This is a genomic window from Ensifer sp. EB106-05-01-XG146, assembly GCF_058791875.1.
Genome location: NZ_JBYTDX010000001.1, coordinates 1,489,140 through 1,503,251 on the forward strand (window position 1 = coordinate 1,489,140; position 14,112 = coordinate 1,503,251).

At 61.8% G+C, this 14,112-nt stretch carries 17 protein-coding genes and 3 tRNA genes; 7 read left to right on the forward strand and 13 right to left on the reverse strand.

Going from position 1 to position 14,112, the window contains the following annotated elements; translation table 11 throughout:
- Positions 1–30 precede the first annotated feature (30 nt).
- The 5 genes from AC3WVQ_RS07360 to AC3WVQ_RS07380 all read right to left on the reverse strand — a co-directional run bounded on the left by AC3WVQ_RS07360 (position 31) and on the right by AC3WVQ_RS07380 (position 3,827).
- Positions 31–498 carry a DUF1203 domain-containing protein gene (locus tag AC3WVQ_RS07360; RefSeq protein ID WP_090295550.1) on the reverse strand — a complete coding sequence of 156 codons (468 nt, stop codon included), beginning with the start codon at positions 496–498 and terminating at the stop codon, positions 31–33.
- A gap of 92 nt (positions 499–590) precedes the next feature.
- Positions 591–1,154, reverse strand: coding sequence for a GNAT family N-acetyltransferase (locus AC3WVQ_RS07365; RefSeq protein WP_034791121.1), 564 nt, complete (start codon positions 1,152–1,154; stop codon positions 591–593).
- Between the two features lie 4 nt (positions 1,155–1,158).
- Positions 1,159–2,013, reverse strand: a complete 855-nt coding sequence (sseA, locus tag AC3WVQ_RS07370; RefSeq protein WP_244546735.1) for a 3-mercaptopyruvate sulfurtransferase — start codon at positions 2,011–2,013, stop codon at positions 1,159–1,161.
- A gap of 16 nt (positions 2,014–2,029) precedes the next feature.
- Positions 2,030–2,779: an alanyl-tRNA editing protein gene (locus AC3WVQ_RS07375; RefSeq protein ID WP_090295547.1), complete on the reverse strand. Its 750-nt coding sequence runs from the start codon at positions 2,777–2,779 to the stop codon at positions 2,030–2,032.
- A gap of 7 nt (positions 2,780–2,786) precedes the next feature.
- Entirely contained in the window at positions 2,787–3,827 is a 1,041-nt protein-coding gene (locus AC3WVQ_RS07380; protein WP_110819790.1) for a cysteine synthase A, read from the reverse strand.
- Between the two features lie 283 nt (positions 3,828–4,110).
- On the opposite strand from AC3WVQ_RS07380, the gene AC3WVQ_RS07385 reads away from it, so the two are divergent.
- Positions 4,111–4,950, forward strand: a complete 840-nt coding sequence (locus tag AC3WVQ_RS07385; protein ID WP_090295543.1) for an SDR family NAD(P)-dependent oxidoreductase — start codon at positions 4,111–4,113, stop codon at positions 4,948–4,950.
- Here AC3WVQ_RS07385 and AC3WVQ_RS07390 read toward each other — a convergent pair.
- The 5 genes from AC3WVQ_RS07390 to AC3WVQ_RS07410 form a co-directional block, all read right to left on the reverse strand.
- The gene (locus tag AC3WVQ_RS07390; RefSeq protein ID WP_034791131.1) at positions 4,938–5,264 is read right to left on the reverse strand and encodes an SMR family transporter; all 327 of its coding nucleotides are present in this window, start codon (positions 5,262–5,264) and stop codon (positions 4,938–4,940) included. The two genes, AC3WVQ_RS07385 and AC3WVQ_RS07390, sit on opposite strands and share 13 nt — an antisense overlap.
- Entirely contained in the window at positions 5,251–5,622 is a 372-nt protein-coding gene (locus AC3WVQ_RS07395; protein WP_060517105.1) for an SMR family transporter, read from the reverse strand. Before AC3WVQ_RS07395 ends, AC3WVQ_RS07390 begins: the two co-directional genes overlap by 14 nt.
- A 78-nt stretch (positions 5,623–5,700) precedes the next feature.
- Complete coding sequence (locus AC3WVQ_RS07400) at positions 5,701–6,954, reverse strand: SAM-dependent methyltransferase (protein ID WP_090295540.1); 1,254 nt, start codon at positions 6,952–6,954, stop codon at positions 5,701–5,703.
- Between the two features lie 85 nt (positions 6,955–7,039).
- The gene (locus tag AC3WVQ_RS07405) at positions 7,040–8,503 is read right to left on the reverse strand and encodes a cryptochrome/photolyase family protein (protein WP_090295538.1); all 1,464 of its coding nucleotides are present in this window, start codon (positions 8,501–8,503) and stop codon (positions 7,040–7,042) included.
- 98 nt (positions 8,504–8,601) lie between these two features.
- Positions 8,602–8,676 (reverse strand) — tRNA-Asn (locus AC3WVQ_RS07410).
- A 159-nt stretch (positions 8,677–8,835) separates the two neighbouring features.
- Here AC3WVQ_RS07410 and AC3WVQ_RS07415 point away from each other — a divergent pair.
- The 4 genes from AC3WVQ_RS07415 (at position 8,836) to AC3WVQ_RS07430 (ending at position 10,851) form a co-directional block, all read left to right on the forward strand.
- Complete coding sequence (locus tag AC3WVQ_RS07415; protein ID WP_090295787.1) at positions 8,836–9,129, forward strand: hypothetical protein; 294 nt, start codon at positions 8,836–8,838, stop codon at positions 9,127–9,129.
- A gap of 222 nt (positions 9,130–9,351) precedes the next feature.
- Positions 9,352–10,086, forward strand: a complete 735-nt coding sequence (locus AC3WVQ_RS07420) for a thermonuclease family protein (protein WP_090295536.1) — start codon at positions 9,352–9,354, stop codon at positions 10,084–10,086.
- A gap of 152 nt (positions 10,087–10,238) precedes the next feature.
- Positions 10,239–10,312, forward strand: a tRNA-Cys gene (locus AC3WVQ_RS07425).
- 197 nt (positions 10,313–10,509) lie between these two features.
- On the forward strand, positions 10,510–10,851 hold the full coding sequence (locus tag AC3WVQ_RS07430; protein ID WP_034791197.1) for a hypothetical protein: 342 nt from the start codon (positions 10,510–10,512) through the stop codon (positions 10,849–10,851).
- An 88-nt stretch (positions 10,852–10,939) separates the two neighbouring features.
- Here AC3WVQ_RS07430 and lexA read toward each other — a convergent pair whose 3' ends face one another.
- Positions 10,940–11,662 carry a transcriptional repressor LexA gene (gene lexA, locus AC3WVQ_RS07435; protein WP_034791199.1) on the reverse strand — a complete coding sequence of 241 codons (723 nt, stop codon included), beginning with the start codon at positions 11,660–11,662 and terminating at the stop codon, positions 10,940–10,942.
- A gap of 235 nt (positions 11,663–11,897) precedes the next feature.
- A complete protein-coding gene (locus AC3WVQ_RS07440) occupies positions 11,898–12,194 on the reverse strand; it encodes a hypothetical protein (protein ID WP_034791202.1) in 297 nt (98 codons plus the stop codon).
- A 338-nt stretch (positions 12,195–12,532) separates the two neighbouring features.
- Between AC3WVQ_RS07440 and AC3WVQ_RS07445 the strand changes: the two genes are divergently transcribed.
- Together AC3WVQ_RS07445 and AC3WVQ_RS07450 are read left to right on the forward strand one after the other, a co-directional pair.
- Complete coding sequence (locus tag AC3WVQ_RS07445; protein ID WP_089045905.1) at positions 12,533–13,150, forward strand: hypothetical protein; 618 nt, start codon at positions 12,533–12,535, stop codon at positions 13,148–13,150.
- Positions 13,151–13,276: 126 nt separating this feature from the next.
- A complete protein-coding gene (locus AC3WVQ_RS07450) occupies positions 13,277–13,870 on the forward strand; it encodes a hypothetical protein (protein ID WP_492382684.1) in 594 nt (197 codons plus the stop codon).
- 153 nt (positions 13,871–14,023) lie between these two features.
- Here AC3WVQ_RS07450 and AC3WVQ_RS07455 read toward each other — a convergent pair.
- A tRNA-Ala gene (locus AC3WVQ_RS07455) sits at positions 14,024–14,099 on the reverse strand.
- Between the last annotated feature and the right edge of the window lie 13 nt (positions 14,100–14,112).

Below are 14,112 nucleotides of genomic sequence, written 5' to 3' on the forward strand. Positions count from 1 at the left end.
AGCGATGCCGGGCCGGTTGCCACGAAGGCGTCAGGCGGTGACGATCCGGCACTGGTAGCAGCTGTACTTGGTCGAGCGCACATGGACGGCTGAAATGTCGGATTGTGCCAGCAGTTCATTCGCTCGAGTTTCAAGCTGTTCCCTGGCGATTACGTCACCGGTCCCATAGACGATCCGTTCGTCGGGGCCGTAGCCGCGCAGGAGATAGCTGTCACGCGAGCTCAGGATCGGCGGCAGGGTTTCGCCATCATGCGCCGGGCACGCCTCGGCGTGCATGAACACCGGGCCGGTTTCCGCATAAGGCTGCAATGAGGAAAACGGTCGAAGCGCGAAAACCAAATAGGGCGCGCCGGCTTCGACATAATCCAGGCAATGACGGCACGGTACGCCGTCGCCATCGGAGATCTGTCGCTCCGGCGCATTGCCATACGCGTCCAGCCCGCCCTCTCTCATCCGGCGGGCTTCCGCGTCAGACATCGGAATATAGCGCAGCGACATCGTGTATCTCCTTGATCGGCTTGAATTGTTCGATCAGGAGAGTGCACCGGCCGCAGCCATCGGGACACCCGGAACTTGCCGGATGGTGTTCGTCAGAGGTTTTTCACCAGGCTCAGAAGCTCGGCATCGGTCAAAGGCTCGACCGTGGCCTCGCGGGTCGCGACTGGCGAGAAGCCGAATTGCTGATAGAGCTGCAGCGCGCGGGGATGGTCGAGGTTGTTGGTGGTCACCTTCAGCTTGCTCGGATTCAGCGCCCAGGCGGCAAACAGCGTCTGCAGCAGGAACCATTTGCCGAGCCCGAGGCCGAGTGCGTGTTCCATCAGCCCGAAATGCACAAGTTCGACCACATCGTCGTCGCCCTGATGCAGTTCGAAGAATCCGGCCGGCGCGCCGTTGACGTAAAGAACCGTCACGCTCCTCCGCTTGTCGCCAAGCAGTGCTGCCAGATCCTCGTCGCTCATCCGCAGCCGTTCGGTCCAGTGCCAGCGACGTCCGACGCGCAGATAGAGAAACCGATAGTAGCCGAGCGGAATGTCGGAGACGCGCAGGATCGCCGTCTGGATATTGACCGGCATCGGCAGGCTCTGCTTCGGCGGAGCGGTCATTTCGAGTTCGGTGACGTGCGCCGTCAGTGAGGCGAGCTTCGGAGGGCGCATGGCGTCACTCGCGACCTGTGACGACGGCGGTGTCGGTGCGGCCACCCCATTCCGACCAGGATCCGTCATAGAGCGTGTTGTCGGTGTGGCCGAGCGACTGTAGCGCCAGGGTGATGATGGCGGCAGTTACGCCCGATCCGCAGGTCGTGACCACGGGCTTCGAAAGATCGACGCCGGCCGCTGCGAAGGTCTGGCGGAGGCTCTCAAGATCCTTGAGCTTCCCGTTTTCCGAAAAGACGCCGGAAGGAAGGCTGTGGGCGCCGGGCATGTGACCGGAACGAAGGCCGGCACGCGGCTCGGCTTCCTCGCCATAAAAACGCGGGGCGCCACGGGCATCGGCGATCTGGATCGCGCCGTCGGCGACGATCTGCTTCATTCCGGCCAAGGAGGTAACGGCGGTGGGCGTAAAGCTCGGCTTGAACGTGGCCGGCTTGGGCGAGGGGACATCCGTGCTGACGGGTCGGCCTTCCCGGTTCCAGCCGTCCATGCCGCCATCCAGCACATAGACATTCTTGGCACCCATGATGCGCAGTTCCCACCAGACGCGCGGCGCCGTCATGATGCCCGGGCCGTCATAGACGACGATCGTATCCGTCTCGCTGACGCCAAGCGTGCCGACGGCTTCAGCAAAGGCTTCCGGCGAAGGCAGCGTATGCGGCAGGCCGCTCGTATGGTCGGCAATGGCGTCCTGGTCGAAGAAGACAGCACCGGGAATGTGGCCGGCGTCGTATTCCGCCTTCGGGTTGCGCTTCTGTGCCGGCAGGTACCACGAGGCGTCCAGGATCCGGATCGAGGGATCGCCGAGGCGCTCCTGCAGCCAATCGGCGGAAACGACAAAGGCGCTCTTGTTGTTGGTCACGATCGCAACTCCTTACTCAAACTGATGCGCGGTCTTCGGCGCTGCCGAAGCGGATACGGAACCGGCGGTTCTCCTTACCCTTTTTCTCGATCTTGGCGATGTGGATGGCGCCGACTTCCTGCGTCTCCGACACATGCGTACCGCCGCAGGGCTGGCTGTCGACCGCCGAGTTCTCGCCGATGCAGACAAGGCTGACGCGCCCAAGGCCGATCGGCGGGCGAACATTCTTCGACTTGACGATGCCGGGGTTGGCGGCCAGCTCGTCATCGGTGATCCACTGGACGTAAACGGGGTGGTTTTCGTCGACGAGCTTCATCAGTGCTGTTGTGACCTCGTCCCGGTCGATCGTCTCGTTCATGTCGAAATCGACACGGCTCTCGTCCTCGCCGACCGACGCTCCGGTGATCGGGAAGGGGCAGACGACCGAAAGCAGATGGCAGGCCGTGTGCATGCGCATCAGCCGGTAGCGGCGCGGCCAGTCGATGTGCAGAACCAGCTTCTCGCCGATCTCGGGCGCCGGCTGGCCCTCGGCTGGCACATGGATGATGATATCCTTGGTCTCCCCATGGCGGGCGACCGCGATGTCGATGCGGCTGCCATCGGCGCGCTCCAGAAAGCCCGCATCGCCAGGCTGGCCGCCGGAGGTGGCATAGAAGCAGGTCTGATCAAGCTCGATCCCGCCATCTTCGAGGATTCCGGTGACGCTGGCCTCACATGTCGAGAGGTAGAAGTCGTCACGGAAGAGGGCAGTCACGGTCCTGGTCATCGCATTCCTATCCAACTGATTCGTATGGCACTGCAATGTTGGAAGCCGTCTTCAACCACGTCGGCACCGGCAGCCCCTTGGAGGCGAGGAGGTCCGGGTTGAAGAGCTTCGACTGATAGCGGTTACCATAGTCGCACAGGATCGTCACGATCGTATGTCCCGGCCCGAGGTCCTTGGCGAGCCGCACGGCCCCGGCGATGTTGATGCCCGTCGAGCCACCCACGCAAATGCCTTCCCGTTCGATCAGGTCGAAGACGTAAGGCACGGCTTCCGAATCGGGAATCTGGTACGAGAAGTCGGGTGTGAAGCCTTCCAGATTGGCGGTGATTCGGCCCTGGCCGATGCCCTCGGTGATCGAGCTTCCTTCGGATTTCAGTTCGCCATTGGCGTAGAAATTGTAGAGGGCCGCACCTTGCGGGTCCGCCAGGCCGATCTTGACCGCGGGGTTTTTGGCTCTGAGGCCCTGGGCGACGCCGGCCAGCGTGCCGCCGGAGCCGACGGCGCAGATGAAGCCGTCGACCTTGCCGTCCGTGTCGCGCCAGATCTCGGGCGCCGTGGACTCCACATGGGCGTCACGGTTGGCGACGTTGTCGAACTGGTTGGCCCAGATCGCCCCGTTTGGCTCGGTCTTGGCCAGTTGCTCGGCGAGGCGGCCGGAGATCTTCACGTAGTTGTTGGGGTTCTTGTAGGGAACGGCCGGTACTTCGACCAGCTCGGCGCCGAGCAGCCGCAGGGCGTCCTTCTTTTCCTGGCTCTGGGTTTCCGGAATGACGATGACGGTGCGGTAGCCGAGCGCCTGGCCGACCAGCGCCAGGCCGATGCCGGTATTGCCGGCCGTACCTTCGACGATGACACCGCCCGGCCGCAACTGGCCGGTGCGCTCCGCATGGCGAATGATCCAGAGCGCCGCGCGGTCCTTCACCGATTGTCCGGGGTTCAGAAACTCGGCCTTGCCGAGGATCGTGCAGCCTGTCGCGTCGGATACGGATTTCAGCCGGATCAGAGGCGTGTTTCCGATTGCTTCGAGCACGGACGGGAGAATGGCCATTTTCAGAACCTCGTGTTTGAGGACAGGCACCGCGGTAAGGCGGCACGTACCAGGTAAAAGCGAACGGCGGCCAGCGAATATCGACAACGTTCCGGGACCGCCGAAATGTTGGCGTGTTTTCGGCTCAGCCTGCACTTCAGGCAAGAAATAGCGTTTCGCCGTCGCTCTGTCCCGAACAAAAATCGTCTCCAGGGACTGCGAGAGCCGGCGGCAAGGAGCGCTGCCGCGAAGAAGGGTCGGGCAAGGGCGTACGTGTTTCCCGGCGCGTGCCGAGGAGTGAGTGATGAGTATTCAATCTACGAAATCGGAACAGAAACTGGCTTGGGTGACGGGCGCAAGCTCGGGAACCGGGCGGGCACTGGCGCTCGCGCTGGTGCGGGAAGGCTATTCCGTCGTCGTGACGGCGAGAAACCACGACAGGCTCGTGGACCTGCAGCATGAAGCAGCAAGCGAAGGGCGGATCACCGTGCTCGACGGCGATGTCACCGACCCTGCCGACATGGAGCGGGTGATGGCGGCGATCGAATATGATCACGGGCACCTTTCACTCGTGGTGCTGAACGCCGGGGTCGCGCTGCCGGTGCGCGGAGACGAGCTTCACCGCGAGGCCTTCGAGAAGAGCTTTGCCGTCAACCTCAACGGCGTCGTCAACTGTCTCTTGCCGGCGGTGGACCACATGAAGACGCAGGGGTACGGACACATCGCCATCGTCTCGTCGGTGGCCGGCTACGGCGGACTGCCGACCAGTGCCGCCTATGGCGCCACCAAGGCCGCGCTGATCAATATGGCGGAAAGCCTGAAGTTCGATCTCGACCGGCTCGGCGTCCGGCTGCAGATCATCAGCCCCGGCTTCGTCGATACGCCCGGGACCGCGCGCATTCGCTTTCTGCGACCGGCGCCGGTGAACAGTGAAGAGGCGGCAAGGCGCATCGTTGCCGGCCTGAAGTCGCGAAGGTTCGAAATTGCCTTCCCACGCCGGTTTGCCTACGCGGTGAAGCTCATGGACCTGCTGCCCTACAGCCTCTATTTCCGCCTGCTGAACTGGCTGACCCGCGGCAAGACGGAGGCCATGGAAGGACAGAAGCGCGCCGGACCCGGCGGGCGCCCGCGTCAGGCGGTGTGAAGCACCAGCACCGCGCCGAAGATGAGCGCCAGTCCGACCCAGCCGATCGGCTTCAGCTTCTGACCGAACAGGAAGCGGCCGCAGATGGCCGTCCCGAAGATCCCGGTTGCGCCAAGTACGGCATAGGCGATGGCGAGCTCCATGCCCTTGATGGCTTCCGCCAGGAAGGCAAAGGCGGCGAGCACTAGCAGAATCGAAAGGATGCCCCAGCCGCGGCGGGCGAACCCTTCCGATTTCGTCGAGGCGAGGTTGGCCGCAATATCGAGGATGCCGGCCACGACCGCGAGAACGAAGTAGATGCTAGGCGCGCTCATCGGCGGCTCCTTCACGCGCTGCCTCGTCCTCGTCATGATACTCGCCGGCATTGACGAGCAGGATGCCGACGATCGCCATCGAAAGCCCGAGCATTTCGCGTCCGGTCAGCACATGGCCGAAGACGAAAACCGAAACCAGGGTGATGATGGCGACGCCCGAACCTTCCCAGATCGCATAGGCGACGCCGACCGATATCGTCTTCACCGCCTTTGCCAGGAAGACGTAGGAGAGTGCGATCGAGACATACATGACGATGTGGCCGAGATAGGAGCCGCTTTCGGAAGCGGCCTTCATCACCGTCAGGCCCACCACTTCGGTCGCGATGGCGAGCGCGAGGAAAAACCATGCAAGACGCATGCTGTACCTTTGAACAGAAACTTGGATCGACCGCCTCTTAAGCGCTACGGGTGACGCGGTAAAGACGCGCCGTGCGCTTCACTCGAAGACGATCTGCCGGACGTCGATGTTGCGGGCACGGAACCCGGCCTCGCAGTAGTAGAAGTAGAACTCCCACAGCCGCTTGAAGCGCAGGTCGAAGCCGAGCGGCTCGATCCTGTTCCAGACCGCCCAGAACCGCTCCCGCCATTCGCCGAGTGTGCGGGCATAGTCGACGCCAAAGCCGAAGTCGTTGATCATCTGCAGGCCGACATTGCGGCCAAGCTCGACCAGATGCTCGCGCGTTGGCAGCATGCCGCCCGGGAAGACGTATTTCTGGATGAAATCCGGATTGGAACGATACTCCTCGTAGGATTCGGGCTTGATCGTGATGATCTGCAGTCCGGCCTTGCCCCCGGGTTTCAGGCACCGCTTCAGCTGCGAGAAATAGGTTGCCCAGAATTTTTCGCCGACGGCCTCGAACATCTCGATCGAGACGATGCGGTCATAGGTACCCCTTTCTTCACGATAGTCCTGGAACTTCAATTCGACCCGGTCGGCAAGGCCCGCACGCTGCATGCGTTCGCGTGCGAAGGCCAGTTGCTCGCGGCTGATCGTCAGCCCGGTGATCTTGCAGCCGATTTCCGTTGCCGCAAATTCGGCAAAGCCGCCCCAGCCGCAGCCGATCTCAAGCACATGATCGCCGGTGCGCAGGTTCGTCGCTTCCGCGAGCGCGCGGTATTTGGCTTTCTGCGCTGAGCGAAGATCATTGGCGCCCGTTGCATAAAGCGCAGACGAATAGGTCATGCTCGGATCCAGCCATTCGCTGTAGAAGGCGTTGCCGAGGTCGTAATGGGCCGAGATGTTGCGGCGCGCGCCGGAGTGGGTGTTGGCATTGCGCCAGTGCAGGAACTTGTCGAAAAGGCGCAGGAGCCCGCGCGCACGGTTCGGAAAATTCCTGCCGATTTCGGCGTTGACGAGGAACAGTTCGAGAAAGGCGCCGACATCGGGACTGTCCCAGTCGCCGTCGATGTAGCTTTCCGCAGCCCCGATGGTGCCGCCCGAGATAGCACGCTGCGGCAGGTTCCAGTTGTTGAGGTTGAGGATGGCGCTGGGGCCGGCCCTGGCGCCTTTGATCACCAGCCTGCGGCCGTCTGGCGTGGCGAGCATCAACGTTCCCACCTGAAGGTGCACCAGGGCGCCAAGCACCATGCGCGCCTTGAGCGGAAATTCCCGCACGGCCGTCGCCAGATTTTCGGAAGATAGCTCCACCGCACCGGCAAATGCAGCAAAATCGGCTTCCAGGTTACGCATACACCACCCCCTCAGCTGTTGCATCCGTAACGTGAGCCTAGCCGCAATCGGGCGAGACGCCAACTGAGGAATTCTACCGGAGGCTCTACGTCTCCTCGGAAACTCCCGGTGCGCTTGTGATCTGCCGGAAGGCTGCCAGTGCCCGATCGCGGGCAAGGGCATGGTCGACGATCGGTTTCGGGTAGGTCGTGCCGAGTTCGATGCCGGCTTCGGCAAGGGTCGTGGCGGGCGCTGCAAAGGGGCGATGGACATAGCGCGGGTGGAGGCGCTCCAGCTCTGGCACGAAGCGCTTCACATAGAGACCGTCGGGATCGAATTTCTCCCCTTGCAGGAGCGGGTTGAAGATGCGGAAGAACGGTGCGGCGTCCGCGCCCGATCCGGCGACCCATTGCCAGCTTGCGGCATTGTTGGCCGGATCCGCGTCGACCAGCGTGTCACGGAACCAGGCTTCTCCCTTGCGCCAGTCGACGAGCAGGTCCTTGATGAGAAAGGAGGCGACAATCATGCGAACGCGATTGTGCATGTAGCCGTGGCGCCATAGCTGGCGCATGCCGGCATCGACGATCGGGTATCCGGTGAGCCCTCTGGTCCATCGAGTAAAATCGTCCTCGTCGTTCAGCCAGTGGAAGCGGTCGAATCGACGGTCGAGGTTGCGGCGGCCAAGCTCAGGATAATGAAACAGCAGATGATAGGAGAATTCGCGCCAGGCGAGTTCCTTGCGGAAGGTGGCCGCCCCTTCGCCGCTATCGGCCTGGGGCCCAGCTGCCGCATGCCAGGCCTGCGCCGGCGAAATTTCGCCAAAGGCGAGATGAGGCGAGAGCAGGGATGTGCCATCCGCGTCGGGAATGTCGCGGCAGCGTTTGTAGGCGTCGAGCTTCTCATCGACGAATTCTTCGAGACGGGTGGCCGCACCGTCTTCGCCCGGCGTCCAGACCTCGCTGAATGTCGCCGCCCAGTCCGGTTTCGTCGGCAGCAGCGACCAGTCGTCAAGGCGTTCCGATCGCGGCCATGCTCCCGGGGCTGCGATATGGTGCGGCCGGTCGATCGGCGGTGCTGGCTCGTTTTTCAGTTCGAGCGCGCGCCAGAACGGCGTGAACACGCGGTAGGGGCCGCCCGTCGTCGTCAGCAGCCGCATGGGCTCATGCAGCAATTGTCCTGCAAAGCTCTCCGCGATGATTCCCCGCTCGGCCAGCGCCTTCTTGAGCGCGGTATCCGTGGCGATGCCGTTCGGGTCGTAGCGCCGGTTCCAGTAGATGCGCTCCGCACCGCTTGCGCGCGCAATCTCGACAATCACGTCAAGCGGCGCGCCTGATCGAAGAACGAGGCGAGAAGCGTGCCGCGCGAGACTTGCGCCCAAGGCCTCGAGCGAATGGTGCAGCCACCACGCCTGCGCCGCCCCGAGCGGACCGTTGCCGCTGTCGGCGGGTTCGCGAATATAGAGGGGAATGACGGCTGCCTCGCCGGCGGCAGCCGAGAGGGCGCGATTGTCGGCCAGGCGGAGATCCTTGCGGAACCAGACGATGATGGGCGGCGCCGCGGCCTTTGTCATAAAGAACCATCGGGAGGTTGGGGATTGATCACTTGGAGAACATAGGTGCAAAATGAAAAAGAGCCATTCGCATCGCTGCAAATGGCTCTTTTAGAAAGTGGCTCCCCGGGCCGGATTCGAACCGGCGACCTGTCGATTAACAGTCGAATGCTCTACCGCTGAGCTACCAGGGATCATCCGCGCCGCTGTTGTGCTGTGCGCTTCAGAAGTGAGGCTGCTAATACGCATGCTTTTCTGATTTGCCAAGCGCTTTTTTCAAAAAAAATGACAAGTTCCGTTGCGAGGCTGTGGAGAAGTCCCCAATTGTGGGAAAACACGCCGGATAGGGAATGATGAATAAAAACAGGAAGCAGACGCATTTCGGCATTGATCCGCAAACACGACAAGTCGTGCTGGGAAAATGGCGTATCGCGTTGCCCGACTCGCCCCTGCTGCGGATCCTGCTGGGTTCGCTGCTGGTGTTTTGTGGTTTTCTCGGTTTCTTGCCCGTGCTGGGCTTCTGGATGATACCGTTGGGCCTGATCGTGCTTTCCCACGACATTCCCTCGGTTCGCCGCCGCCGTCGTCGTCTGGCCGTCTGGTGGGCGCGCTGGCGCGGGAAGGCCAACTCCTCGAACGGCTCCTGAGGCGGACGCCGATTTAACGATCTTGTTGTCGAGGGCAGGGCGGTCGGCAGTTTTCGGTTCCTCGCGGCCGTCCCGTAGCAATTCCGAATCTCTCAACAAGGGCCGTGGCCGCGCAGGCGAATGACCGGTTCCTCGCGGTCTTCCCCTCTGTTGGGGTGCCCTCGAAAACTTTTCGGCAACCCATCAAACGCATAATGCGGTCTCGAATCAGGATGGGGACCGATGGCCAAAGCCACTACGAAACGTCGACGCCGCAGTTCGGGCCGAAGCACCAGCAAACAGGGCGGCATGGCGCCGTGGTATCTGGCCGCAGCGCTCACCCTTGGCGGCGTCATGGCCCACGACCATCGCGCCGAGTTGCGGCACTGGCCGGTGGTTTCCGATGTCATGGCCTTTGCATCGCGATCGGAAACGAAGCCGAAGCCTCAGCGCGCGGTTCCTGAAGCGCAGGAGCGCGTTGCGCAGCAGGCGGATAGGCACAAACCAAATCCGAAGCCCAACCCGGCGACGAAGGTTGTCCTGGCCGCCCCGGTGCCGTCGGTGAATGTCGGCGTCACGCCGCCAACCCCTCTCGTGCGGCCGAATGAAGAGGTGAAGACGGCATCCATCCGTACCGATCAGTTCTATTTTTGCGGCATTCGCAACGACAACTGCGTGATCGATGGCGCGACCTTCGTCTTCCATGGCGAGACGATCCGCGTCGCCGATGTCGATGCACCGCGAATCCGCCAGGCAAGCTGCGACAAGGAGCGTTCGCGCGGCTTCTACGCCAAGCAGCGCCTGCGCGAATTGCTGAATGCAGGCGACTTCAGGCTGATCTCGGCGGGAGGGCGATCAGATGCCAAGGCCGGCGAGAAACTGCGCCTGGTCACCCGCGGTGACCAATCTCTTGGACGTGTACTCGTTTCCGAGGGGCTCGTGCGGCCGTGGGAAGGGCGCCCGACGCCCTGGTGCTGAGATCAGCTGGGAGACGATCGGCGGACATCGTCGATCGTTCTGTGGAAAGTATCCGTCCTGCAATTCGACGGCGCGTTTTTCAGAAAATGCCTCTTGCGGTTTTTCTGCAATCATTCTAAATCCGCGCCAACGCTTGGTTATCCGAGCTGTGAGGCCTCGTGGCGGAGTGGTGACGCAGAGGACTGCAAATCCTTGTACCCCGGTTCAATTCCGGGCGAGGCCTCCAAAAATCTCACCTCGTTAAATTTGGTTTGGCGTTCTGCCTTAGGGCAGCGCGGTAAAATTCGCGACACGTCCGCGCAAGCCACGTCTCCTATGCCTCCGTCGGATCTTATCGCTTCGGTGAATTCGGTAGAGGGGGAACGATGACTCCGCTGAGATCAACCGCATCGGTAGCGTCCGTCAACATTAAGAACGGAGGCAATGGCATCAATGAAAAAGAGACTGATCCTGACGGCGTTGGCGTGTTTTGCGGCGACCGCTATGGAGGCGCGCGCGGACGACCTGGTTTTCCAGCTGAAGAACAACACCGGCGCGGTACTGACGAATTTCTATACGTCGCCGGTCGGCGTCAATGAATGGGAAGACGATGTTTTCGGTCGGCAGGTCCTGAACCCCGGCGAGAGCATGGAGATCACCATTGCCGACGGGCGGGACGTCTGCAAATACGACATGCGATTCGAATTCGAGGAAGGCTCGGCCCTCGATACGACCGAGGACACGCAGGATCTCTGCGAACTCGGCGAATACACGATCCACGAATAAGCGATCTGGATTTCAGGTCGCCTTAAATGGAAAGAGCCTCGCCACTTTCAGTGGCGAGGCTCTTTTGATTCGGCGTTCTGCCTGGAATTCAATGGTAGCGGCGGATCAGCCCGACGAGCTTGCCCTGGATTTTCACGCGATCCGGTCCGAAAATGCGCGTCTCGTAGGCGGGGTTGGCCGCTTCGAGCGCAATCGACGCGCCCTTGCGACGGAAGCGCTTCAGCGTCGCTTCCTCGTCGTCCACGAGCGCCACGATGATGTCGCCGGGATTGGCCGAGTTGCCGTTGCGGATGATCACCGTGTCGCCATCGAAGATGCCGGCCTCGATCATCGAATCGCCCTTTACTTCGAGGGCGTAATGCTCGCCGCTGCCGATCATGTCGAGCGGAACGGTAATGTCATGGGTGTTGTTCTGGATCGCCGAGATCGGCACGCCGGCAGCGATGCGGCCCATCACCGGGACGGAAACAGACGTGCTTTCGGCGACCGGCGCCGGCTTCGGCGTGGCAGGAGCGGCGGCCGGCGGCTTTCCGAGGCTGCCCTCGATCACGCTCGGCGAGAAGCCTCTGCGCGGCTGTTGCTGGCCGGCGGCGTAGGCTTCCGGAAGCTTGATGACTTCGAGCGCGCGCGCCCGGTTCGGCAACCGGCGAATGAACCCGCGCTCTTCGAGCGCCGTGATCAAACGGTGAATGCCGGACTTCGACGCCAGGTCGAGCGCATCCTTCATTTCATCGAAAGACGGCGGTACGCCCGACTCCTTCATGCGTTCGTGGATGAACAGAAGCAATTCCTGTTGCTTGCGGGTCAGCATGGCACGTCGCTCCAGAGGCGTGAAACAAATCAAGAACAGACACTATCTGTTCCATATGTGTTCCGCAAGTGCCTAAAATTCCGTGAATTCAGGCAATTGGCTGCTTCTGTGGGGGCGATTGGTCACTTTTGCGGGAGCGGGGCGGTTTTCGGCGACGGTTGCGTCCCAAAACAGCGCCGGGCAGGCCGGTCGCGCGCGTGATTCGAACGAATCGCGGCTCTCTTCGCGGAGAGACTTAAGTCGCTTGCGAGGCCGAGCAGGCGTCTTCGAACTCCTTCACCGTTTCGGCGCTGTTGTCTTCCGGAAGCACTGCGTCGGCCGCATCGGTCGCAACGGGCGTATCGCCGTCATAAACGAAGGACTGGATGTAGAACGCGAGCGCGCCCTTCCAAACATTGCGTCCATCGATCTGATGGCACGGCACGGCCCGTTCGAAATCGGTCTGGAGTTCATCCACCGTCGCGGCACTGAGCTTGACGTCAGGCATATTGGGCGATGCGACTATCGAAGCGAGAAGCAGGGCGGCAAGCACGGTGATCGTCCACTTGATGAAGGGGTGGGACTACGGGTTGGTAAACGATGTGAACCGCGCTTTCGTTCCGAAGTCCAGCAAGCATGGCGATCACTCTGCCATGTTCAACAGCTCTTTGCCCGCAGGCTGTGGCTGATTTGCGCCAGCCGCTCCATCTCAACCTCGTCTCGGCCGTTCTTCATGGACCGGCGCGGAGAATGCATCGGAGCTGCCAGCTTTCGCATCGGGCCTGGGGCGCGCAAAAATCCCTGCGGGGAAGGGCCTTCACCGTCTCGACAGGCCTCTAAAAAAAGATAACTTTGCGTGGAAAGTGGGGTGGTTGCATGCATAGATTGTCGTTGGTGGTGCTCGGCCTGTTGCTCACGGCTGGAGCGGCGTCTGCCGAAGAAGGGCGTTCGAATATCTGGAAACGGATCAACGCCTGGACGGTGGGATCCGATCCTTCCCTGGGAGGCTCGTGTTACGCGGCGACGAGCTATGACGCCGGCGCTATCCTTCGTATCGGCTTTTATCCGCGGGGATCGACGAACCTGGCGTTTCTTTCGATCGGCAATGCCGAATGGAAATCCATCGAGCCGCAGCGGGAATACGATGTTGCCTTGCAGCTCGACCGTGGTCGTCAGTGGCCGGCCGTTGCGTTCGGTGTTGATCTGACCGGCGCCAAGGCCCTTGTCGTCAACTTTTCCAACACCGACTTCTTTACCGAGTTCGTTCGCAAGAACACCTTGGCGCTGGCCTTCGAGGGGCGCGTCGTCGCGAGCCTCAGCCTGCGTGATTCGATGAAGGCGGTAAGCGAGATGTTCAAGTGCCAGGAGGCGGTGAGCGCCTTGATCCCGAATGGCGATCAGGGAGCGGCGAACGATCCCTTTGCGGGCGCCGGTGGCAATGCGCCGAACAACGATCCCTTTGCCGGCGGCGGCCAGACCAAGTCATCGAAAGATCCTTTCGCCATGTGATGGGCAGTCCGCTTGCCGCGGAGAGGTGAATATTCCTAAAATATTGCCTGGGATCGGCTAGGCACCCTCGACAGCGATGCGGGGACCTATCAAAATGCGGGCAAACGGGGGTTTTGCATGCGTAGATTGCTGGTCGGATTGGTAAGCTGTCTGATCGCCGCGGGATCGGCCGCGGCTGAGGAGTCCGAAATCATCAAGTGGAAGGATGTCGACGGCTGGACCGTTGCTTCCGACACCTCGATGGAGGGCTCCTGCTTCATCTCGTCGGTATTCGACGGCGGGGTCACCTTGCGCCTTGGGTTCTATCCCAAGGGCTCCGAGTCGCCGCTCTATATGAGCTTCGCCAGCGACGACTGGAGGTCGCTCGAGGTCGGCAAAGAGTACGACCTGACCTTCCACTTCGACAAGACCGATCCCTGGAGCGCTTCGGCGACCGCTGCCGGTGATGCGAGCGGAAAGTTTCTGTTCGTGAACGTCACCGACGCCGAGTTCCTGACGGGCTTCGTGCGCAAGCGGGCCTTGGCCATCGCGTTTGAAGATCGCGTCATCGCGAATCTCAGCCTGCGCGGCACCGGCCCGGCGGCCGACGAGCTGATGAAATGCCAGCGGGCGGTCGACGAGATTATCGCCGACGAGGGCCGCAAGTCCAAGGAGAAGAAAGCCGACCCGTTCAGTGCACCGAGCGAGAAGCGATCGGCGCGGGATCCGTTCAGCCTCTGAAAACAGGTGGCCACGGGATCGGGCAGCGTTTCGCGAAGGCCGGACGGTGGCTTAGCATGGTGGTGTCCCCAGAGAGACTCGAACTGGCGATCTGCTGATGACAAATCAGCCGCTGTTCCGATACCTCGGCAACCGGGCACCTACTGATCGTTTTGGTGGAGCCGAAGGGAGTCGAACCCTCGACCTCCGCAGTGCGATTGCGGCGCTCTCCCAACTGAGCTACGGCCCCGTAGCATTCAGTC